Below are 22940 nucleotides of genomic sequence, written 5' to 3'. Positions count from 1 at the left end.
AATGAAAGGACAAGCTGCACGTGATTTTTTAAATTTTGGATTGCTCATAGGAGTCATCATAGCGCTGAATGTAGTTGGTAATTATGTCTATAAGATATGGGATTTCACAGAAGAGAAAAGGTATACGCTTACTGATGCTACAGAGAATTTTTTAACAGAGTTAGATGAAGTTGTTTATGTCAGAGTTTTATTAGATGGAAATTTGCCATCTGGTTTTACGCGTTTAAGACAGTCTGCTTTGGAAACGCTGAAAGATTTTAGATCTATCAATCCACTTATTGAATTTGATTTCGAAGATCCGACCAAAGGTAGTACAGAAAAAACAAATGCAAGAAAGGAAGAACTTGCAGAGAATGGGATCTATCCTACGAATCTGAGAGTAGCTCAAGATAATGAGACCGTCGAGAAATTAATCTATCCTTATGCTATTTTAAATATTGGGGACAGAAGCATTGCTGTTAATTTGCTAGAGGCACAGGGAGTAGGGATCACAGATGAAGTTGCACTGAATAATTCAGTGAGTCTTTTAGAGTATAAATTTGCAGATGCGATTCAGAAATTAACAACTTCTAGAAAACCTAATATTTTATTGACAGAGGGGAATGGTGAGTTAAGGCCACAGCAGACAGCTGCTCTAGAAACGATATTGAAGAATAACTATAATATTGGCAGAATTAACCTGGACAGTATTTATACGATAGGAGATGAGCTTGATTTATTAATCATGGCGGGTCCTACAAGTGAAATTTCGCAGCGTAGTCAGTTTCTTATTGATCAATATGTGATGAAAGGTGGAAAAGTCTTATGGATGATTGACTACCTGACAGCATCTTTGGATAGTATTAGTAAGTATGGGAATTACCTACCAGATATTTACCCGCTGGGTTTAGAAGATATGTTTTTCAAATATGGCGTACGGATTCAACCGAATCTAATATTGGACTTAGAAAGCACTAGAATTCCGCAAGTAATAGGTAATCAAGGAGGAAAGGCACAGCAGGAACTGATTCCTTATGTCTATCATCCTTTAGTAGGTAGCACCTCTCAGCATCCGATTGTGAAAAGTATAGATCGAGTTAATTTCTTTTTCCCGAGTACAATTGATACCATACAAACGAAGGCTAATATTCATAAAGAAATTTTACTTTCCAGTTCTAACTATTCCAGATTTCAAGTTGCTCCGATGCGGATGAATTTTGAAATACTTAGATACAAACCGGATGAAACAAAATTTGACAAAGGACCGCAACCTATAGCAGTTTTGCTAGAAGGAGCGTTTGAGTCTTTTTTCAAGAATAGGGTATCTGAGCGGATGTCAAGTATGCTTCAAGATCTAGGAGAAGAATTTAAGGATAAATCTGAACCGACTAGGATGATTTTTATTTCAGATTCAGATTTTGCAAAGAACTTATACAGCCCAGCTAACAATCGGATATCACCATTAGGTTTTAATCAGTGGGAACAATTTACATTCAAAGGAAATCAGCAATTTATATTTAATGCGATAGAATATCTTCTAGATGATAAAGGTCTTATAGCAGCGAGAGGAAAAGATGTCAAATTGCGATTGCTAAATAAAGTGAAAATTCAAAACGAGAGAAAGTATTGGCAGTTCCTGAATATTGGTCTTCCATTGTTGTTTTTGATAGTCTTAGGGATAATTTATAATTTCATCAGGAGAAGAAAGTATAGTAGAACAGATGGGAAATAAGAGGACTTTATTATTGCTTGGTTTGTTGGTTGTGCTTTGTGGATTCGGTTACTATATGTATAAGAATACAAGTAACACTTCTTCAACAATTGACACAAGAGATCGAAAATTTGCAGTTGAAGAGGAAGAAGATATTGCTAAAATTCTAATTGCTCAAAGAAACGGAAAGCAAGTAATCCTTGAAAAAAAGGATGGTAAATGGTTCGATAAAGATGGAGAATTAATTCATCCGAATGTGATGGGGAATTTGCTAGATGTTTTAACTGGGATCGAATTAAAGTATATACCGCCAAGATCAGCTTATGATAACATGATGAAAGCTGTAGGACGAATCGGGATAAAAGTTGAAATATATGATAAAACAGGCAAATTACTAAAAGGCTACCAAGTAGGAGGGACAACAGCTGGAGAACTTGGAACTGTATTCTTAATGGATGGGTATACTCAACCCTATGTGCTGTCTTTACCGAATTTCGAAGGAAGTTTAAGAGGACGTTTTTTAATCAATGATATTGACCAGATTAAGGATAGGACGGTATTCTCATATACAGCGTCAGACATTAAAGAGATCAATATTTTATATCCTAAAGATAGAAAGCAATCCTTTAAGTTGTTAAGAAATCCATCTGGAGAATATGACTTGCAACCTTATGCTAAAGGAGGATATAAGATCTCTGGCGACATAAAACCAGGAGCGATAGAAAACTTTATCAGGTCTTTTCAAGATGTGGATGCAGAAGCTTTCGAAAATGACCACGTGTTAAAAGATTCTATTCAAGCACTGATGCCTTTAGTAGAAATTTCGGTTACCGATATTAAAGATGTTACTAAATCGGTTAAACTCTATCCATTTATCGATATATTTAATCCAGAAATTAATACAAGAATAGTCGATGAAGATAAAAGGATCGAAAGATATTTTGCTGATTGTTCTTGGGGAGAATTCATGATTGTTCAAGACTTGTTGTTCAGTAAAGTATTATGGCGCTATGAAGAATTTTACTAAGATTATAATTTTATTATTGCTTTGTTCTGGATTTACGGCGACGTGGGGATTTTATGGACATCGAACGATTAATAGATTAGCAGTATACTGCCTTCCTGGCGATATGATTAGTCTTTTCAAAAAAAATATAGATTACATTTCAGAGCATGCTGTAGATCCTGATAAAAGAAGGTATGCAACAAAGTTTGAAGCAGTCAGACATTATATAGATATCGATCATTGGGGAGAGAATCCATTTGATCACGTTCCAAGAAATTACGTGGATGCGGTTACTAAATTTGGTGATTTTTATATTGTTCAAGGCCTTGATACTATTGAATTAGCATTTGATAACAGCGAAGAAAGTAAGGAGTTTCAAGATCGGAAGCAGTTTATTCGTAACAATTGGATGAGGCAACGCTACGAAGAAATTCAAGTTTATGAATGTGATACCTTAATGAAATACTTCGATCTTAAGAAAGGCCAATGTGCTTCCTTTAGATTTACCGATGTTTTTTCTACTTACGGGATCATCCCTTATGAATTAGGAGTTCAACAATACAGATTAACGGAAGCTTTTCAAGCTCGTGATATCGATAGAATAATGCGAATTGCGACAGATATGGGACACTACATTGCTGATGCTCATGTTCCTTTACATACGACAGAAAATTATAATGGTCAGATGACTGGACAGGATGGAATTCATGCTTTCTGGGAAAGTAGACTTCCTGAACTATTTGCAGAAGAAGAGTATGACTTTATCGTAGGACAAGCAGATTATATAGAAGATAAAACGGCTTATTTCTGGAAGATTATAGAGGATTCGCATAGTCATCTTCAGAAAGTTTTAGATGTGGAGATGAAATTACGTGAGGACTATGAACAGGATAGACAATACTGTTATGAAGAAAGACTAGGAACTACGGTTCGCTTAGAGTGTGAAGGCTATGCAAGAGAATACCATGAATTACTGGGAGGCATGGTGGAAGAGCGTATGAGAGGAAGTATAAAATCAGTTGCGGATTGCTGGTATACCGCTTGGGTAGACGCAGGACAACCTATTTTCGAAAACGTAGGTGTTCTGGAGTTAATAGACGAAAAAATAGAGAAAGCATTCGGATTAGGAAGAATTTTAGGTAGACAACATTAACATGAGATTATCATTAATATTAAAAGGGTTAGCTATGGGAATAGCTGAGATTATTCCAGGTGTAAGTGGAGGTACTATCGCTTTTATTACTGGTATTTATGAAGAGTTGATCAATACGATAAAGTCTGTCAATTTTTCTTTGATCAAAACGCTGAAAGAAGAAGGTATAAAAGGTTTCTGGAAAGCGATCAATGGAAATTTTCTGTTTTTACTTGGGATCGGAATGCTTATCGGAATCGTCTCTGGGATTTTCGTGATTGGGTTTCTATTTGAGAATTACCAAGCACCTTTATGGGCATTTTTCTTTGGACTTATTATATCCTCAGCCATATATATCGGTAGAAAAATTGATCACTGGAATTTTTCCAATATCATTTTCATTATAGCTGGATTTATTGTGGCTTTTTGCATTACCTTATTAAGCCCTGCAGAAGGATCTACCAATTATATTTTGGTAATGCTTGCAGGAATGGTTGCTATCAGCGCGCTGATTCTTCCTGGAATCTCCGGGAGTTTTATTCTCTTATTATTAGGGATGTATACCATCGTTCGTTCGGAAGCAGAAAATGCTTTGAGCACTTTTTCTCTAGATAGTATTTTGGTTATCGGTTCTTTTGCTATTGGCTGTGTTCTAGGACTCGTATTATTCTCAAGAGTGCTTTCCTATACCTTTGACAATTATAAAAACCAAACCTTAGCGGTGCTTACAGGATTTATGCTTGGATCTTTGAATAAAATTTGGCCATGGAGAAATCCAGTAAGTTGGTTAGATAAAGATACAAGTACGATCCTTACGGATGTGACAGTAATGAATAAGGATCTTTTGCTTAGTGATAATATTCAGCTCATTAAAGAAGTTAAAGTCTTACCATCAGATTTTATGTTTTTTGAACCTCAATTAGGAATAAGTATTGTTACTTTTATCATAGGATTATCTGTAGTTTTCTTACTTGGAAAAGTAGAAAAGAAATAGAACGAACATTATTATATTATTTACGATTTTCATTGTTATATGTCAATTGAAATAATTATTTTATTCTGCATTCTTGGTGCTTCTATTATCATATTTGCACTCGAACTTTTACCGATAGATAAAACATCTTTTGGGATAATGGTTTTGCTGGCTGCATTCAGACTGGTGAAGCCAGAAGAAGCCATTTCGGGATTCGCGAATCCAGCTGTCATCACCATTTTGAATCTAATGATTATCGCTTGGGCATTAGAGAAAAATGGAGTAATCAAATTACTATCAACATTTCTAGCGCCTGTCGTTAAGTGGCCCTTTTTTATTGCCGCTCCTATTTTAATGCTTTGTGTAGGTTTTACGTCAGCATTTATTTCTACCACAGCTGTTGTTATCGTGTTTATCAAAATGATATCAGAACTTCATGCACAGGGAAAACTGGAACATATAAAGTACTTACTGCCCATTTCTTTTGCAGGTATAGTAGGAGGAAGTGCCACACTGATGGGAACATCGACTAATCTAATTGTGAATGAAATTGCAGAAAGAAGAGGAATAGACTCGTTGAGGTTTTTTGAATTCACTGATATGGGATTTGTATTTATGGCAATAACCATAGTAGTAGTTACGATCCTTGTCAGAGTGGTGATCAAGTCATCAGATAAGAAGGCAGTTAGTGAAGATTATAATTTAGAACAGTTTGTTACTTTAATTGGGCTTGTAGAAGATAGTCCATTTATCGATACAAAGATTAAGGATATTCCTGTTTTCGATAACGAGGATATTTCTATACTCTCCATAGGTCAGTTTAATTCTGGAAGTTTTAAACCATCGAAGTATTACAGGCTACAGAAAGACGATAAGATTGTAATTAGAGCAACTGTAGAAATGCTAGCCAAGCTTCAAGATCAAAGTGACTTTACAATCTTAGAATCAGATAAGAATACAGCGATCGCAAGTAACGAAAACAAAAACTTTGAGTTTTACGAAGTGATTGTGATGCCTGGTTCAGATGTTATCGGTAGATCCTTGAGAACAGTGACTCGATTATTAGGTGAGAAGGCTAAACCGATCGCCATTAAAAAGCACAAAAGTATTCTCCAGCGTAAGTTTAGAATTGTAAATGATCTAAAGAGTAAAGTGAGGATCGAAGTAGGGGACAGGATTTTGTTGTATGCCGATAAATTTAAACTTAAAGATTTACAAGAGGAACAGAGCCTATTGCTTTTTGAAGAATTTTCAGATTTAAGTAATACGAGTGTCTTTAAACGGAATTTTTCTATTGCAGTATTATTATTGGTTGTCATATTAGCAGCTACTGGAGTTTGTAACATTTTACTATCCACATTAATTGGAAGTTTTCTGATGCTATTCTCGGGTGCTACTGAATTGTCAAGTGCATATAAAGCAATTAATTGGCCGATCATTTTTCTGTTAGCAGGAATGATTCCTATCGGAGTTGCGATGAGTAATACAGGCGCCGATGATTGGTTGATTAATCAGTTAATGTTGATCTTCTCTACTTTTACGCCAACAGTTGTCTTGGCATGTTTATTCTTATTTACCATGTTAATGAGTGGTGTAGTTTCTAACAATGCGACCGCAATTATTATGACGCCAATCGCCATTGCACTTGCTGTTAAATTAGATGTAGATCCGAAAGCCTTTATACTTGCCATAATGTTCAGTGCAAATTTTAGCTTTTTCACACCTATTGGCTACCAAACGAATACAATAATATATGGAATGGGTCTTTATCGATTCAAGCATTTTTTAATCATAGGAGGTGTGCTATCACTATTGCTTTGGATAGCAAGTGTCATCATGCTCAAAATGCGATATTTATAGGAAATTTATCCAATCTGAGAAAATGAAGTTCACGTCTCAGATTGGATAAATATTATGGAGAGATGCCTAGTTACTAATTTTGATAACCTTTGCACTCTTCTGATCATTTTCTGATCTTAATTTTATGAGATAAATGCCTGGAGACCATTGGTAGGAATCTTGTATTCCAATTTTATTATCACCAACACTTAAGTATTTATTCATTTTCGAAACGACTTGACCGCTAATATTAATTACTTCGATATCTACAGGTCCATCTATTTCACTTTGTACATTTATATTTAACTCATTGACAAATGGATTCGGAAACGCGCTAAACGAGAATGCAGCCAAGTCCAAATCATCTGTTCCAACCATACATCCTTCTCCTTTGGTCGTGAAATTAGATTCTACCGCCATAAAACCTGAAGTATCAATGTCACATACCGCTCTCACTTGTACTATATACTCCGTACATTCATCGAGTGGAGATATCGTAGCCATTGTATCAATTACGCTTATTGTTTCCCAATCATCTTCAGTTTCATCAACTCTTCGATATCGAACATTATACGCAATAGATGTATCTACCATTGTAAATGTAACGGTTGCTTCAGTTGCTTGAACATTAAGATCTTCTATAGATAAACCATAGTCACAAGGTCCGATTAACTCTACACAGTAATCTTCATATTCCCCGAAGAAATTAAACGACTCAGGATCATCACAAGCTGTAGGTTCCCCATCAAAGACCATCCCTACACGCATTAACGTAAACCCAGGATTAAATTCACCGTTTACAACAATTACTGTATCTATATCTAGTGCAGTTGCCTCTCCTTCATCGAAAACTAGTTCTTCCTCTGAAAATACGCCATCAGCATCTAAATCTATCCAAACTTTAACCCACTCATCAAAATCAACTCCATCAAAACCTTTTAATAATTTGAAGGGGATTTCAGTGCCAATTTTAACTTCAATATTGAAGAAACCAGAATAATTCATATATCCACCGTCAGGTCCTGTTCCCATTACCTGATTGTCTAAGATTATGGTGTCTATCCATTCTCCAGCATTTACAAGATCGGGTGGGGTACAGTAATCTAAAGTTGTACAAGTACCACAACTGGTCGCTGCTTGTAAAGTATCTGACTTTGAAGTTTCGACACCAGTGATACAATCAGCACTAATAACGATATCATAAACTGAACAAAATCTCAAGCCTTCTAATGTTATTGTATTCACATCAACAAAAGAGGTATCCCATGTTTCGCTTTCTGTCAATTTATATTGAACCATATAAGAAAGATGATCTTGATCTTCATTCCAGTTGACTAGAATACTGTTATCGCTTACCTCTTCTGGGTCGTTGCTATATTGTAGATTTCCAGGTGCATTACAACAACCTAAGCTAACAAATCGCTCAGAGAAGCTATAATCACTTGAAGAATCCATATCGCAAAAAGATTGAATCTGAACTTCATACATACCACATTCAGCAAGATTATCTATGATGAATGGAGAAGAAGCATTTTCAACTACCACCCAGGTAGAGTCAGTTTCCAACTTGTATCTTAAGTTATAATTATTAGCATTTAAGCTTGATTCCCATGTTACTTGTGTAGAATCTAGGTTTAGGTTTTCAGTTTCCACAACTAAAGGAAATGGGCAATCGCTAAAAATATTAGAAACTAATGAAAGGGCATTTTTCATATTCAGAACACCACTTGATAAAAATTGGTCTTCGAATTGCGCATCTTTCTTCACACTATTTAAAATAATGTTCTTTATCAGTAATGCAGCTTCTGCTGGATTAGATTTAGTAAGTTCCATTAATTCTGGATGAGGCATACTGTATATTAATGCTGCTGCACCAGTTACGTGAGGTGTCGCACCAGATGTTCCGCCAAAGCCACTATACTGATTGTTAAAGGAAGTTGTATAAACGTCAGAACCGAATGCACCTAAGTCGATACTTTTAATTCCGTACCCTGCCGCAGTCTCCTTTTCGCCAGTTCTAGTCACATTACTCACAGAAATAAGGTAGTCACTACTACATGCTGTAGGTAAGTCTCCTTCTTCATCAATGTTTATATTAATATTAGAAGTTGCACCACAACTGATAATTCCTACAACTCCTAGTGAATCATAAAAATTACACCATAATGGAGCTTCGTCAGGCTGACCATAATTTACGCCCCAAGAAGCATTAGTGGTAACAACGAATGCACCTTCCGCTCCGTCAGAGTCATTGTACATTTTTCTCATGATATACGGATATGCGTAAGAAGCTAGTGCTTCCGCTTCATCACCTCCACCTCTAACAATCATTAGTTTTACATCCCAGTTAACTCCAGCTACACCGATTCCATTATTTCCTTTAGCCCCTACGATACCGGCAACTGAAGTTCCATGAGATCCACCTTGGAAGATTTCATCTGATTCATCATAAGTATCCCAACCTCGGTAGTCATCTACATAACCGTTTCCGTCATCATCTATATTGTTATCAGGAATTTCTCCATGATTGATCCATAGATTATTACCGAAATCAGCGTGATTAGGATCTATTCCGTCATCTATTATACATGCAACAATCGTATCACCCGAAATGGTTAGTCCACCCGTAGTAATATCCCATGCATCATCTATATCAAGGTCTGCATTTTCGATTCCACCATCTTGACCGATATTGATATATTGCCATTGATCCTCGAATAAGGGATCGTCAGGTGTTTTTCTTTGTTTAATGATGTGATTGAACTGAGCATTGTAGACTTCACGGATTCCCTTGGTGAATTCCAAAAGTCTTCTTTCGTTTATTCTAGCAAAATCAAAGGAAATGCTCCAAACATTCATCGGCGTGGCAATAATTTGAGAAATTTCAAATTCATAGCTGGAACCGAATTCGTTCTGCAGCAAATTTATAGTGCTTCTAGGTGTATCTCCCTTTTTCAACTCTACAAGAACTTGGCCTTGTCTAAAGTTAAGTTTCTGAGCATTAATACTTAATGCCATTGAGAAAACGAGCATTAAACAAAGTGATAACTTTAATTTCATAGTCAAACGTTAATTAAGCCTACAATATAATTAATTTTTAATTCTCAAAAGCTTCTAAGTAAGAAGCTTCCAATTCCATTTTACGATTTATCTCGTATAGAACAGTAAACCTAAGTAATCAAAGACAGAAAAACTGTCGTAATCATAGAAAAAATCAATAAATTCTTACATATTATAAAAAAATGCCATTTGTTATATACTGTCTATGAAGTAATTTTATATATTTGTTTTCATTAATATAATTATTAAGCTCAAAATTATGAACAAAAGACTACTATTATTCCTGATGGGAGTAGCTTTTGCAATTCAATCACCTCTTTTACATGGTCAAGAACTACAGGCCATTGCTAAAAAGCAATATGAATTCGAGGCGTATGAATTAGCAATAGAGAACTACAAAAAGGTCTTGACAAAAGAACCTAAAAACAGCGAGGCGATGTATCACTTAGCTGAATGTTACAGATTTAGTAACAATTATACCGAAGCATTAAATTGGTATGATCAATTAACAACACTAGAGGATTTTAATCCAAAAGCTTATTTACACTACGGCCATATACTTAAGGCAACAGGTGATTTAGATAATGCTAAATATTGGTATTTAAAATACATGGAAGTTGATCCTGTAGTAGGAGCAAACTTTGCAGAATCTTGTGAAACTGCAAAATCACTTCTCAATGAAGAAGACAAATATGAAATTTCTCTTTTCGCTCATAATTCGAATTCCTCAGATTTTGGAATGAGTTATAATGATGGAAATTTGATTTTTTCTTCATTTAGAAATGATATCCAAAGAGAAACAGTTTCTAAAAACAAATCATTGCTAAAATCTCAAGGCAATCAGTTGTTTGTAGTTACTGAAAATGGACCTGAATTATTAAGAGGGAATTTGAAATCTTCTTTCCATTTAGGCCCTGTTGCATATGCTGATGGACTCCCAACTGTTGCATATACAAAAAACAATTTTAAAGATGGAATCAAATTCGTAAGATCCGATGATACGAATATGTCTTTATTCTTCGCTGATAAGGAAGAAGGAAGTAATGATTTCACTAAAGAGAGGCCATTCCCATACAACGAAACAGGATTTTCAACTGGTTTTGCAAACTTTGCAAACAAAGGAAAACTATTATACTTTGCTTCTAATCGTCCAGGCGGTTATGGTGGATATGATTTATATATGTCACAATTCAAGGAAGGCGCTTGGTCTATTCCTGTGAACTTGGGACCTAATGTGAATACACCAGGTAATGAAATTACACCTTTTTATAATGAAGAGGAAAATTTCCTATTCTTTGCGTCTGATTATAGAGGTGGAATGGGTGGATTTGATAATTTCATCGCTGAAAAAGTAAGTGCGCTTGAATACGAACCAGCTATTAATATGGGTAAAGGAATAAATTCTCCAGAAGATGATTATTTCTTTTCTATCGATCCTAGTTCGGGAGTTTACTATTTCACATCTAATAGACTTGGTGGAAATGGTGGAGAAGATATTTATTTCGCTACACCAGCTGAAAAGATGTTAATGGCTGAAGAAGAAAATGTTCCTGCTGCTGTGAATCTTAATGATCTTGCAGTGAATGGTTCTGTGAAATCTAATGGTAATGTTGTTAGCGTTAGTGACAGTGATCCAATTTTCTACCTAGCAGATAACAATTTCTCAATGGAGAATGCAAGATTATTAGCGAAGAGAGATTTGATCCTTTCTGCACCTCCATCTAAAGTATATTACATACAAGTAGCTTCATTAGCTAAGACTTCAGGTAATGTAGGAAACTTCAAGAAGTTAACTAGTTTAGGAAACCTGTATAAAGTACATAAATCAGCAGCTACTAAAATTAGATTAGGCTACTATTATGAGAAAGGTGAAGCAGCTAAAATTCTAAGTTCTGTAAAAGGAATGGGTTATAATGATGCATTCATTGTACATGAGCCTTTATTGACGTCAGAATTGGAACTTGTAGGTGATTCTAAAAATGGGAATAGTAATGGAACATTTTCTAGTACTTTTACGCCAGCTCCTTCTACAAGTAACTATAAAGTTAGATTAGCTTCTTATACAGATCCATTATGGTTCGATATTTCAAGAGTAAATGATCTTGGTGAGATAGAACAATGGACTAAAGGACAGTACACGATATTTATCTTAAGTGGTTACGGTGGATTAGATAATGCTCAGAAAGCTTTAATAAAAGCTAAGAACAGAGGATTTACTGATGCACACATTGTTATGGATAACAACGGATACTTAGAAAAATTAAAAACTAATTAAGAATAATTATATTAATGAACTTAGAGGTGATGGAAGAAATTCTATCACCTTTTTGTGTTTATAGAAGTAATATATAGAATGTTTTATGGGTAAATCAATGCATTCTATCGCCTCGTAATTCCATCTCTTTCAATAAAGATTCTTCGTAGACTAGGAATTCATTCCATCGTTTCATAGCTTTTTCCTCTCCTGCAAATCCCTTAGCTAAGTCAATGAATAAACGATAATGTCCTGCTTCAGAGACCATGAATTTATGATAGAATTCTTTCAAATCGTCATCAGAAATATGAAGAGAAAGTAATCTGAATCTTTCGCAACTACGTGCTTCAATCAAAGCGCAAGTCAATAATTTCTCTAATAAGCGATCATCATATGAGCCTCCTTTTTTCTGGAATTTCATAAGCGCATTAACGTATTCATCCTTTCTCTGGTGACCCAATTTTAACTCGCGATCTTTAAGTTCTTTAAGTACCATTCGGAAATGTCCCCATTCCTCTGTTACAATCGGCGCAAGCGCTTCGACTAAATCAAACTTATCAGGATATTGACTGATTAAAGAAATACAAAAAGTAGCTGCTTTCTGTTCACAATAAGCGTGATCAGTTAGTATATCTTCTATTGACATTTCTGCCATGTTTACCCATCTTGGATCGGTCGGCAATTTTAGTCCTAGCATGCTTTATTCAGATTTTAGACACTCGATTTGATTCTTAACAACATCTACGTTGTAAATTTCATATTGTTCATAACCAGACGACCACATAATACCAAGTCTATCGATTTCTCCTTTACTTAAGAGCTTGTATTTGGACTTATCTAAAGGAAGAATTATTTCATAGTTCGTATTGCCGGTATAAGCCTCTAATTGCCCTATAGCACTCTGAAGATTCTGTGCATACAGAATTTCACCACTTAATAATTCGAACTTTAATGTACTGTTCTGATCTATTCGTCCATAAGTTTTGATAGCATCCTTAGAAGCAATACTGATGTATAACCATAGATAGTATTTCTTATCTAACTTGACCATCTTAGCATAACAGTTCAAAAAGAACTCATCTTTGAAGTAACTTCTTAATTTAGGATGAGTGTATCCAAACAAAAATTCTCGTTGAACTTCTATTTTTTGTCTCTTCGTTACTGCGTCAATTCCATTGAAAACGATATTGCAATCAGCTTTAGGAGGATTTTCGTAAACATTCCTTTCATCCGAATCAACTCCTTCTATGATTACATTTAATTTTTCATTCTCATACTTCTTCCTAATTTCTTCAATTTTCAATTCAATTTTAGAAACTTCTAAGAGTACATTATTTTTCTCAAGATCTGGTTGAGTCTTATGCTCTTGTAAGAGGCGAAGTGCTTTTTTGTATTGTTTGATTTCATCTTCTAAAACCCCAATCGTTAATTTCAGTGAAGCGATGTTGTCAGAAAAGAGTTTTTGTTGTTCCTTTTCCTCAACTTTTTTACTTCTCGCTTTGACTGCTTCTAATCTGTAAACCGTAGATTCTTGCTCTTCTTTTTTTATTTCCAAATCCTTAGACATGGTACTAAATTTCTGAAGATATTCTTGACTAATTCTTCCTCGATAGGTTCCTTTTCTATTCTTGCCAGAATCAGTTGCAGATTGGTCTAAATTTTGAGAAGTAGATACTTCAGATCCCTGAGCAATCAGGTCTGCATTTATAATTATTGAAAAACACAAAATCATCAAAATGTGACTGAAGTTGCTATTCTTTTTACTCAAAGGATTATAGTTAATGTTTCAATGGCAAATATGCAATAAATATCAATAGATTAAAAACATATGTAAATTTCTCTGATGTTAAATATGCAGATATGTCTTTAAATTGAAGTCATTTGAAGATCACTTGCTTATATTTGCGCGAATAACGAAAAAGATTTAAATAATGGATGCAATACAAAATTACATAGATCAGAATAAAGATCGATTTCTAGAGGAACTACTTGAGTTATTAAGAATTCCCTCGGTAAGTGCTCAACCTGCACATAATGGTGACATGATCGCTGCAGCAGAATGGTTGAAGAAGAATTTGACTATTGCTGGTGTAGATAAGGTGGAAATCCATCAAACTCCTGGTCATCCGATCGTATATGCGGAAAAGATGATAGATGAGTCACTTCCTACAATCTTAGTTTATGGGCACTACGATGTTCAGCCTGCAGAGCCTCTAGAATTATGGGAATCTCCACCATTTGAACCAGTTATTAAGAAAACGGAAATACACCCTGACGGTGCTATTTTTGCAAGAGGATCATGTGATGATAAAGGTCAAGTTTTTATGCATCTAAAAGCTTTCGAAGCTATGAATCTTAATGATCAGCTTCCTTGTAATGTTAAATTTATGATAGAAGGGGAAGAAGAAGTAGGATCTGATCACCTTGGAACATTCTGTAAGGAAAATAAGGAAATGCTAGCGTGTGATGTTATCCTAATATCTGATACATCTGTTATTGCTAATGATATACCTTCTATTACAACAGGTCTTCGTGGATTAAGTTATGTAGAAGTAGAGGTAACTGGGCCTAATAAAGATTTACACTCTGGTGTGTATGGAGGTGGAGTTGCTAATCCTGTGAATGTGCTTTGTGAAATGATTGCAAGTCTTCAGGATGAGGATCATAGAATTACGGTAGAAGGATTTTATGACAATGTCATCGACCTAAGTGAAGCGGAAAGAAAAGCAGTTAATGCTGCTCCTTTTGATATCGAAGAATATAAGAAAGGACTAAAAGTGAATGATGTTCAAGGTGAGACAGGGTATTCAACGATAGAAAGAACAAGCACAAGACCTACCTTAGATGTGAATGGAATCTGGGGTGGATATATTGGAGAAGGAGCCAAGACTGTTTTACCATCTAAAGCATTTGCAAAGATAAGTATGCGTTTAGTTCCTAATCAAGAACCTGATGAGATTACAGAAAAGTTTATTAAGCATTTTACTAAAATTGCTCCAGCTGGCGTGACGGTAAAAGTAGAACCACATCATGGAGGATTCCCGGTTGTTACACCGATAGATACACCAGAGTACTTAGCTGCACATAAAGCGATGAAAGATGCATACGGGAAAGATCCTATACCGGTAAGAGGTGGTGGAAGTATTCCTATCGTTGCTTTGTTCGAAAAAGTGCTTGGTGTTAAGTCCGTTTTAATGGGATTTGGATTGGATTCTGATGATATTCACTCACCGAATGAACATTATGGCCTATTTAATTTTTATAAGGGAATAGAAACTATTCCTAAATACTTTATTAATTACGCGGAATTAAAATCAAAATAATGCAAAAATATATTGGAATGGCGATCGCCATACTATTTTTTAATAGCCTAAGTTTAAAGGCACAAAATACATTAAACAAGATGGATTCACTTAGTTACAGTATAGGCATACTAATGGCTGAAAATTTAAAACAACAAGGTTTTGGAGATATCAACCCAGTGTCTATGGCTGATGCGATAAATGATGTAATGAAAGGAAATGAGCTTAAAGTTCCTTTAAATGAGGCACAAGCATTAGTAAATAATTTTGCAAAAGAAAAAGCGATGGCGAAATCTGCTGAGGCTAGAAGTGGTGGAGAAAAATTCTTAGCTGAAAATGCTAAACGAGAAGGTGTTTCTACAACTGCAACCGGTTTACAATACGAAGTAATGCAATCAGGTGATGGAGCAACTCCTGGCCCAACAGATAAAGTTAAAGTTCACTACCACGGTTCATTAATCGATGGAACGGTATTCGATTCTTCTGTAGATAGAGGAGAACCTATTTCTTTCCCAGTAAATGGTGTTATCGCAGGATGGACAGAAGCATTACAATTAATGAAAGTTGGAGATAAATGGAAAATATTTATCCCTTATAACTTAGCTTATGGAGAAAGAGGAGCAGGTGCTCAGATTCCACCATTCGCAGCATTGGTATTCGAAGTTGAACTTCTAGGTATAGAATAATGAAAATCGATATCATTTCGGCAGTTCCTGAATTATTGGATAGTCCTTTTCAACATTCTATAATGAAAAGAGCTGCCGAAAAATCGCTCTTCGAAGTCGTTGTCCACGATCTACGTAAATACGGCATTGGGAAGCATAACAAAATTGACGACTACCAATATGGTGGTGGAGCAGGCATGGTGATGTGTATCGAACCCATCCTCAAGTGTATCTCTGAAATTAGTGCTGGACAGGAAATAGATGAAATCATTTATATGACTCCAGATGGGGAAGAGTATAGCCAGAAAATGGCGAACCACCTTTCTATGAAAAAGCATATGATTATCATTTGTGGTCATTATAAGGGTATAGATGAGCGATTAAGAGAGCATGTTGTCACTAAAGAAATATCTATAGGTAGTTATGTTTTGTCTGGTGGCGAACTAGCTGCTGCAGTGGTAGTAGATTCAATCGGAAGATTGTTGCCTGGCGTACTGAATGATGAGACTTCAGCCTTGTTTGACAGTTATCAAGATGATATGTTAGCACCTCCTGTTTATACTCGTCCAGCAGATTATAATGGGTGGAAAGTTCCGGATATTCTACTTTCTGGTAATGATGGTAAGATAGAAGAATGGAGAGAAGATCGGGCATATGAACGAACTAAAGAAAGAAGACCCAACCTTCTGAAACCTAAAGACGAATAGACCCTCTCGATTAAAAAATAACATCAAGAATACCACTTACAGCTATCCCTAATATAGCAACAAACGCTATTGTACCATCTAATACTCCAGAATAGTAGTAGTCATCTTTTTTACCCTTAGAAAGCTTAATGGCTAAACTAGTAATCAGATAGCCAATGATCAATGCAATCGTTACACCTCCTGAATATAATCCTAAAGCATACAGACTAACAACAATAATCATAACCGCAGCCATTAAAAAGTAAGCCGCTTTATAGGCATTGTCAATTCCTATAGTAGCCGGAATGGTCTTAACTGCATTAGCATCATCCACAATTAAATCTCGAGCATCAAAGGGAAGGGTTATTGCAAAAATAAATATTGCTTTTTCTAATGCGAATAAAATACCTAAACCATCTAATGTACCCTTCGCTTCTACATAAGGAATAACTCCTATGATTAATGCCCAAATGATGGAGATTAAAAATATCTTAATCAGTCCGATATCTCTTAGTCGCTTGTGATTAGAAAATATAGGCAGTACATAGAATAAAGAAACAATAGCTGGTGCAATAAGCCACAATTTCATAATAAAAGGAAGGTAAAAGTAAAGAATTACACTACCGATTCCTCCTAGTATTGCATAAAGTATTATGTGTACCTTATATTTCTTAATGACTGCATATCGACCTTCATGCTCAAATTTCTCTACTGTTTTGATACCAATAATCCGATGGCTACAATACAAAAACAAGGTTGCGGCAAAGACAAAAATAGGGTAGTCACTTGTAGGAATATGCACTAAAACGGCATAACATAAAATGATACTTAAGGCAGCACCTACAGCAATATGGATACTACTATATAAATAAAAGTCTATTAGTTTTTTTACAAATTTCAAAAGTACTTAAATGATTGCCCATCTTCGATAGTGAGCAAAGTCTCATATATTAGTTTAGTAACATTTGCAATATCATCTTTATGCGCCATTTCAACGGTTGTATGCATGTATCTCAATGGTAGAGAGATTAGCACAGAAGGCACTCCTTTATTCGAATAGGCAAATGCGTCAGTATCTGTTCCAGTACTTCTTGATGAAGCTTGTCTTTGGAATGGAATTTCATTCGCTTCCGCCGTATCTATAACTTGTTGAAGAAGGATATTGTGAACAGCAGGTGCATAAGTAAGTGCAGGACCTTTTCCTGATTTCGTATCACCTTGTTCTTTAGTTTTTATCATCGGCGTGTTGGTATCATGACACACATCAGTGATGATTGCAACGTGAGGTTGAATGGTATTAGCAATCATTTGAGCACCTCTTAATCCTATTTCTTCTTGAACAGCATTAACGATATATAAACTAAATGGAAGAGATTTTTTATTCTCTTTCAACATTCTAGCAACTTCTGCGATACAGAAACCACCCATTTTATTATCTAATGCTCTACCAACATAGTAATCGTTCATCATGAACAACTCATCTGGATACGTTATAACGCAACCTACGTGAATGCCCATTTTAAGTACTTCTTCTTTATTTGCAGCTCCTACATCTATAAATATATTCGAAACAGTAGGATTATTACTTGCATCTTTCGCTTTTCTAGTGTGAATAGCTGGCCATCCGAAAACGCCTTCTACTATTCCTTCTTTCGTATGAATATTAACTCTTTTAGAAGGAGCGATTACTTGATCAGAGCCTCCATTTCTGATAACACTGATAAATCCATCATCAGAAATATAATTTACGAACCAAGAAATTTCGTCAGCGTGCGCTTCGATAACAACTTTGAAATCCTGCCCAGGATTAATGACACCATAGCAAGTTCCATAATTATCTAAATGAATTTCATCTACAAATGGCTTAAGATACTCAGCCCATAATTTCTGACCTGGTGCTTCAAAACCCGTAGGTGATGCGTTAGTTAAATATTCAAATAAAAATTTCTTTGCTTTTCCTGTGATCTTGCTCATCTTCTAATTTTATGTATTCTTTTCTGCCCATTTCGCTGGATCTTGATTCCAGATTTCTAGAGCCGCTAATTGTTCTTCGTTTATATAATGTTGTTCTACTGCTTGCTGCAATAGAGCTGGATAGCTACTTAATGTCTTAAATGGACATCCTTCTTTAGCAAAAGCTTCTTTTGCTTGAGGGAAGTCATAGCTAAATATGGCAATAACACCAACTACCTCCGCACCTGTTTCTTTAACCGCGTCTACCGCTTTTAAAGAACTCATGCCAGTCGAGATTAAGTCTTCAACTACTAATACTCGTGCCCCTTCTTCGATTTTCCCTTCGATTAAATTCTGCCTACCATGTGACTTGGCCTTAGACCTGATATAAGCAAATGGTAAATTCAATTGGTCTGCTAATAACGCTCCATGAGGTATACCAGCAGTCGCAACTCCAGCAACCGTATCGAATTTATCGAACTGCCGACTGAGCTCAGATAATTTTATTTTAATAAATGTTCTGATGTCTGGATAGGATAATGTAATCCTATTATCGCAATAAATAGGTGACTTAATTCCTGACGCCCAAGTGAAAGGTTGTGCAGGATTTAATTTTATTGCATTGACTTGTAACAATTTTTTCGCAATTTGCGCTCCCAAATCCATATTTAAACTTATAATTGGTGCGCAAATGTACAAAATCTATATAAACGAAACACCTTTAATTCTCATTTCTAATGAGGAATTGATAAATGAAGTCTATCCTCGTGAAAATGTTTTACAAATAGCATACGCTGGAAAGAAAAAGACCATACTTAATTATATCGATAATTTAGAAAAAGATTCCAAGTATGAAGCCATCATTCTTCATCATGCTAATCTGGAACTCCTATTTAATGATTTCATATCTCTATTTAGAGTGGTGAAAGCTGGCGGCGGTTTAGTAACCAATGAAAAGGATGAAATCTTGTTTATTTTCAGACGTGGTTTCTGGGACTTACCAAAGGGGAAATTAGATCCCGGAGAGGATTACAAAACTGCTGCAGTCAGAGAAGTCAAGGAAGAATGTGGATTAAATAACTTAGAAAGGAAAAAAAAGTTATTAACTACTTACCATGTTTTCAAAAATAAAAATAAAAACAGAGTTCTTAAAAAAACAAAATGGTTTCATATGCTAACTACTGATAGTCAGTTGGTTCCGCAAACAGAAGAAGATATTGAGGAAGCTAGATGGAGAGATTTGGGTGAATTTTTGGCTTCTGGAGATGTCTGCTACAATAATATAAATGACGTTTTGTTTACATATTTCAAGAAAGTATAATAAATCCATGTGGGTTACGTTAATAATAAGTGTCATAAGGAAGAACCTTATCATATAACAATAAATATCAGAATGAAGACCTCTATTATTGCTTTAGTATTCTTTTTGTTTTTTGGATTAAATTCCGCAGTAGCTAATAACTTCGATCCCCCAGTAATATTAAAAATTATAGAAAAGGATTTTCCATTGTTCAAGGATATGGATTCTAGAATTCTTTACATTGATTTCGAATTGCTGAACTTAAATGTGAAAGAACTTAAAATTGTTAAACAAAATGGCGAACTTAAATTCAACGATGACGTAAGCAAGAGAGAAGTAGATACGATCTATGAAGTTGATTATTCAGAATACTCAACTGGAACTTATACCTTAGAACTGCATACCTATCTTGGAAAGGTGCTGAATTCTACTTTTATCATAAAATAATATTTCTACTTTCTAGAAGAAAATGATTAGCCTTAAGTTTTTACTTAAGGCTTTACTCGTTTAGAAATATTGATAAGTTATTTCTTGATCAAGTGCTTATGTAAGTCTTCTACTCTTTCACAGCATAATTGTTCCATTACTTGCTGAAGTTCACGTTTCAAAATAGAAATAGCCTGATTTCCACCTTTTTTACCCATTGCTCCTACGCCATACATCGGTGCTCTTCCTAAGAATGCAAATTCTGCTCCAGTAGCCAAGGTAGAAGCGATATCAGGTCCACATCTCATTCCTGAATCCATCATGATTTTTGTTTTCCCTTTGAATTCCTCAATAATATCAGAAACTACTGCAATGGTTGATTGTCCAGCATCTAATTGTCTACCTCCGTGATTAGAAATGATTACACCATCTAGACCTATTTCAATAGATTTTTGGATATCCTCATGTGATGCTGCACCCTTCATTACTATTTTTCCTTTCCACATATCTCGAATTTCTTTTATTCGATCTTCACTCATGCGACCATTGAATGTTTTATTCATGAATAAACCTAAGTGTTTTAGGTTAAGCCCTTTTGGAACATACGGTTTAAGTGTTTTGAATTCAGGTTGTCCCGCTAGTAATGTACTTAATGCCCAGTTTGGATTAGCCATAATCTGAAGCATATTGGGTATGGTCAATTTTGGAGGTATAGAAAGCCCGTTCTTGATTTCCTTCGGACGATATCCGAAAGTAGGGACGTCAGATAAAATCACAAGTACAGGATATCCTGCTTCGTCGACTCGTTTAATAAGTTTATTTCTTAATTCTTTTTCAGCAGGATGGTACAATTGAAACCAAGCTTTGCCTTCTGTAATTTCAGCAACTGTTTCTACATCTGCTGTGGCAACCGTACTTAAAATAAATGGTAGATTATGATCATGAGCAGCCTTGGCAAGGATTTCTGTCGCTCGTGGCCATATCAATCCTTGTAAACCAATAGGGGAGATACCGAATGGCGCATCATAAGTATGGCCAAATAACTCAGTCTTCATATCAATTCCACCATAATCTCTTAGATAGTACGGCTTTAATTCAATATCGCGAATCTCAGCAGTATTCTTTCTTAGATTAACCTCATTATTACATCCACCGCTTAAATACTCATAAGCAAATCGAGGAATTCTCTTTTTTGTTTTTGCCTTAAGATGCTCTATGGAAGGAAGTTTTGGATCAATGATGATTTCTGCCATGCTATTGTTTATTCGAATTTAAAATTTATATTTCTGACACTGATTTCGCTTTATTTAAGAATCAGAATGAACAGAATGTTAACATTACCTAATACTATTGACAAATAATAACTATTAGACCTGTAAAATGCAATTATCGAAAGAAAATCGCATACTCTTTACGAAATTAGAATTATATGGGAAATCTCCATCATTAAATTAGGATAAATTGTATCAGAGTGAAAAGAATCTCAACTGTTTTAAAGAGAATTCATGTTCTATTCACCTTCAACATATCATCTTATCTCTCTTTAACTTGTAATAATTTCCATGCTTTCTATAACATTCTGCCCTTCTTGGATGGAACAAGGGTTAGGGCCAATATCTAAAAAGTAGTCAACGGTTTTAGAAATCATTGGGTATTGAATATGCTGTGGGTTTTCAAATCTAAATTTTTTCTTCTTTCCTTTATGAGTGAGGTAAACTTTATCTCCGTAGAAAGAAAATTTGATCATCCCATCACTTCCATAGATTTTGCAAACATCCTTACATTGATCATCGTTGACATTAAAAGCCCATGTTCCCGTAAAGTGTACGCCGTTCTCGAATCTACCTAGCGCATTGACCATATCATTTGCTTGATATACTTTAGATTGATTAGAAGCTATTCCATTTCTTTTTTCAAATTTTCCGAAGAAGTTTAGCATAAGATCTAACTGATGAGGTGCAAGGTCGAAAAAGTAGCCGCCACCAGAAATTTTAGGATCTACTCGCCAGTTCTCGTCAGTAGAAGCGATAAGATCGTTCTTGGCAGATTGTAGCATCTGAATTTCTACTAGTCGGATATCTCCTATTGCTTTTTTTTCAATGAGGCTTTTAACTTTTTGGAAAGCTGGTAATGCTCTTCTATAATGGGCAACAGTTATTTTTTGATCACTTTCTTTTGCAAGGTCTAGAAGTTGAGTGGCTTCTTTTAAATTGCGTACCATGGGTTTTTCTAGGTAAATGTTTTTTCCTGCTTTCAAAGCAAGACGAGCATACTCTAGATGAGTAGAAGGTGGAGTAGCAATATACACAGCATTGATGTGGTAATCATTTAGCAGAACTTTCGCATCATTTGTCCAGTGTGGTACGTGATGCCTTCTTGCAAAACTTTGAGCTTTTTCTGCGTCTCTTCGCATGACCATTCTCAGCTCAGAATGTTTTATTTTCTGAAATGCAGGCCCACTTTTCACCTCTGCTACATCACCGCAACCTATAATTCCCCAAATAACTTTTTTCTCTTTTTCCATGATTAATGTTAATACACTTTTCTATGAAAAGCTAAAATATAAAAATAAGAAATAGGATACTGATTCTATTGATTAGTATTAACCAAGTTGCTAATATTAATGTAAAAAAAAGACACTGCCACAATCAAGT

The 22940-nt window shown here is 35.3% G+C and carries 19 protein-coding genes; 11 read left to right on the top strand and 8 right to left on the bottom strand.

The features are described 5' to 3' along the window. Position 1: 1 nt before the first annotated feature. From gldG to L2586_RS14190, 5 genes are read left to right on the top strand one after another with little or no spacing between them, the layout of a single operon-like run. On the top strand, positions 2–1711 hold the full coding sequence (gldG, locus tag L2586_RS14210) for a gliding motility-associated ABC transporter substrate-binding protein GldG (RefSeq protein WP_235293579.1): 1710 nt from the start codon (positions 2–4) through the stop codon (positions 1709–1711). Beyond that, a complete protein-coding gene (locus tag L2586_RS14205) occupies positions 1701–2717 on the top strand; it encodes a hypothetical protein (protein WP_235293578.1) in 1017 nt (338 codons plus the stop codon). Before gldG ends, L2586_RS14205 begins: the two co-directional genes overlap by 11 nt. Then, positions 2701–3849, top strand: a complete 1149-nt coding sequence (locus tag L2586_RS14200; RefSeq protein WP_235293577.1) for a zinc dependent phospholipase C family protein — start codon at positions 2701–2703, stop codon at positions 3847–3849. The genes L2586_RS14205 and L2586_RS14200 overlap by 17 nt, the downstream gene beginning before the upstream one ends. Before the next feature lies 1 nt (position 3850). Continuing rightward, positions 3851–4822, top strand: coding sequence for a DUF368 domain-containing protein (locus tag L2586_RS14195; RefSeq protein WP_235293576.1), 972 nt, complete (start codon positions 3851–3853; stop codon positions 4820–4822). Between the two features lie 39 nt (positions 4823–4861). Next, entirely contained in the window at positions 4862–6661 is a 1800-nt protein-coding gene (locus tag L2586_RS14190; RefSeq protein WP_235293575.1) for an SLC13 family permease, read from the top strand. Between the two features lie 66 nt (positions 6662–6727). On the opposite strand, the gene L2586_RS14185 is transcribed toward L2586_RS14190, so the two are convergent. Continuing rightward, complete coding sequence (locus L2586_RS14185) at positions 6728–9700, bottom strand: S8 family serine peptidase (protein WP_235293574.1); 2973 nt, start codon at positions 9698–9700, stop codon at positions 6728–6730. A 259-nt stretch (positions 9701–9959) separates the two neighbouring features. Here L2586_RS14185 and L2586_RS14180 point away from each other — a divergent pair, with 259 nt between their 5' ends. Then, on the top strand, positions 9960–11975 hold the full coding sequence (locus L2586_RS14180; protein ID WP_235293573.1) for an SPOR domain-containing protein: 2016 nt from the start codon (positions 9960–9962) through the stop codon (positions 11973–11975). A 94-nt stretch (positions 11976–12069) separates the two neighbouring features. Here the strand turns inward: L2586_RS14180 and miaE are convergent, their stop codons facing one another. Then, positions 12070–12651, bottom strand: a complete 582-nt coding sequence (miaE, locus tag L2586_RS14175) for a tRNA-(ms[2]io[6]A)-hydroxylase (protein WP_235293572.1) — start codon at positions 12649–12651, stop codon at positions 12070–12072. A gap of 3 nt (positions 12652–12654) precedes the next feature. Next, positions 12655–13722, bottom strand: a complete 1068-nt coding sequence (locus L2586_RS14170; RefSeq protein ID WP_235293571.1) for a hypothetical protein — start codon at positions 13720–13722, stop codon at positions 12655–12657. A 163-nt stretch (positions 13723–13885) separates the two neighbouring features. Between L2586_RS14170 and L2586_RS14165 the strand changes: the two genes are divergently transcribed. Genes L2586_RS14165 through trmD form a run of 3 tightly spaced genes read left to right on the top strand, consistent with a single transcriptional unit; the run spans position 13886 to position 16628 of the window. Next, entirely contained in the window at positions 13886–15277 is a 1392-nt protein-coding gene (locus L2586_RS14165) for a dipeptidase (protein WP_235293570.1), read from the top strand. Then, complete coding sequence (locus L2586_RS14160; protein ID WP_317218958.1) at positions 15277–15942, top strand: FKBP-type peptidyl-prolyl cis-trans isomerase; 666 nt, start codon at positions 15277–15279, stop codon at positions 15940–15942. Before L2586_RS14165 ends, L2586_RS14160 begins: the two co-directional genes overlap by 1 nt. Then, the gene (gene trmD / locus L2586_RS14155) at positions 15942–16628 is read left to right on the top strand and encodes a tRNA (guanosine(37)-N1)-methyltransferase TrmD (protein WP_235293569.1); all 687 of its coding nucleotides are present in this window, start codon (positions 15942–15944) and stop codon (positions 16626–16628) included. The genes L2586_RS14160 and trmD overlap by 1 nt, the downstream gene beginning before the upstream one ends. A gap of 10 nt (positions 16629–16638) precedes the next feature. Here the strand turns inward: trmD and L2586_RS14150 are convergent, their stop codons facing one another. Genes L2586_RS14150 through pyrE form a run of 3 tightly spaced genes read right to left on the bottom strand, consistent with a single transcriptional unit; the run spans position 16639 to position 19226 of the window. After that, positions 16639–17508: a UbiA prenyltransferase family protein gene (locus L2586_RS14150; RefSeq protein ID WP_235293568.1), complete on the bottom strand. Its 870-nt coding sequence runs from the start codon at positions 17506–17508 to the stop codon at positions 16639–16641. Next, complete coding sequence (locus tag L2586_RS14145; RefSeq protein ID WP_235293567.1) at positions 17505–18581, bottom strand: M42 family metallopeptidase; 1077 nt, start codon at positions 18579–18581, stop codon at positions 17505–17507. The genes L2586_RS14150 and L2586_RS14145 overlap by 4 nt, the downstream gene beginning before the upstream one ends. A 9-nt stretch (positions 18582–18590) precedes the next feature. Further along, positions 18591–19226, bottom strand: a complete 636-nt coding sequence (gene pyrE / locus L2586_RS14140) for an orotate phosphoribosyltransferase (RefSeq protein WP_235293566.1) — start codon at positions 19224–19226, stop codon at positions 18591–18593. A 25-nt stretch (positions 19227–19251) separates the two neighbouring features. On the opposite strand from pyrE, the gene L2586_RS14135 reads away from it, so the two are divergent. Both L2586_RS14135 and L2586_RS14130 read left to right on the top strand, forming a co-directional pair. Next, the gene (locus L2586_RS14135) at positions 19252–19881 is read left to right on the top strand and encodes an NUDIX hydrolase (RefSeq protein ID WP_235293565.1); all 630 of its coding nucleotides are present in this window, start codon (positions 19252–19254) and stop codon (positions 19879–19881) included. 72 nt (positions 19882–19953) lie between these two features. Continuing rightward, entirely contained in the window at positions 19954–20307 is a 354-nt protein-coding gene (locus L2586_RS14130) for a hypothetical protein (RefSeq protein ID WP_235293564.1), read from the top strand. A gap of 77 nt (positions 20308–20384) precedes the next feature. Here the strand turns inward: L2586_RS14130 and L2586_RS14125 are convergent, their stop codons facing one another. Beyond that, positions 20385–21539, bottom strand: coding sequence for an alpha-hydroxy acid oxidase (locus L2586_RS14125; protein WP_235293563.1), 1155 nt, complete (start codon positions 21537–21539; stop codon positions 20385–20387). Between the two features lie 290 nt (positions 21540–21829). After that, positions 21830–22810, bottom strand: coding sequence for a Gfo/Idh/MocA family protein (locus L2586_RS14120; RefSeq protein WP_235293562.1), 981 nt, complete (start codon positions 22808–22810; stop codon positions 21830–21832). Between the last annotated feature and the right edge of the window lie 130 nt (positions 22811–22940).

Source organism: Portibacter lacus, from assembly GCF_021533215.1.
In the GTDB taxonomy this organism is placed as follows: domain Bacteria; phylum Bacteroidota; class Bacteroidia; order Chitinophagales; family Saprospiraceae; genus Portibacter; species Portibacter lacus.
Note: the sequence above shows the minus strand (reverse complement) of the source record. Positions and strands in the feature narration are given on the sequence as shown.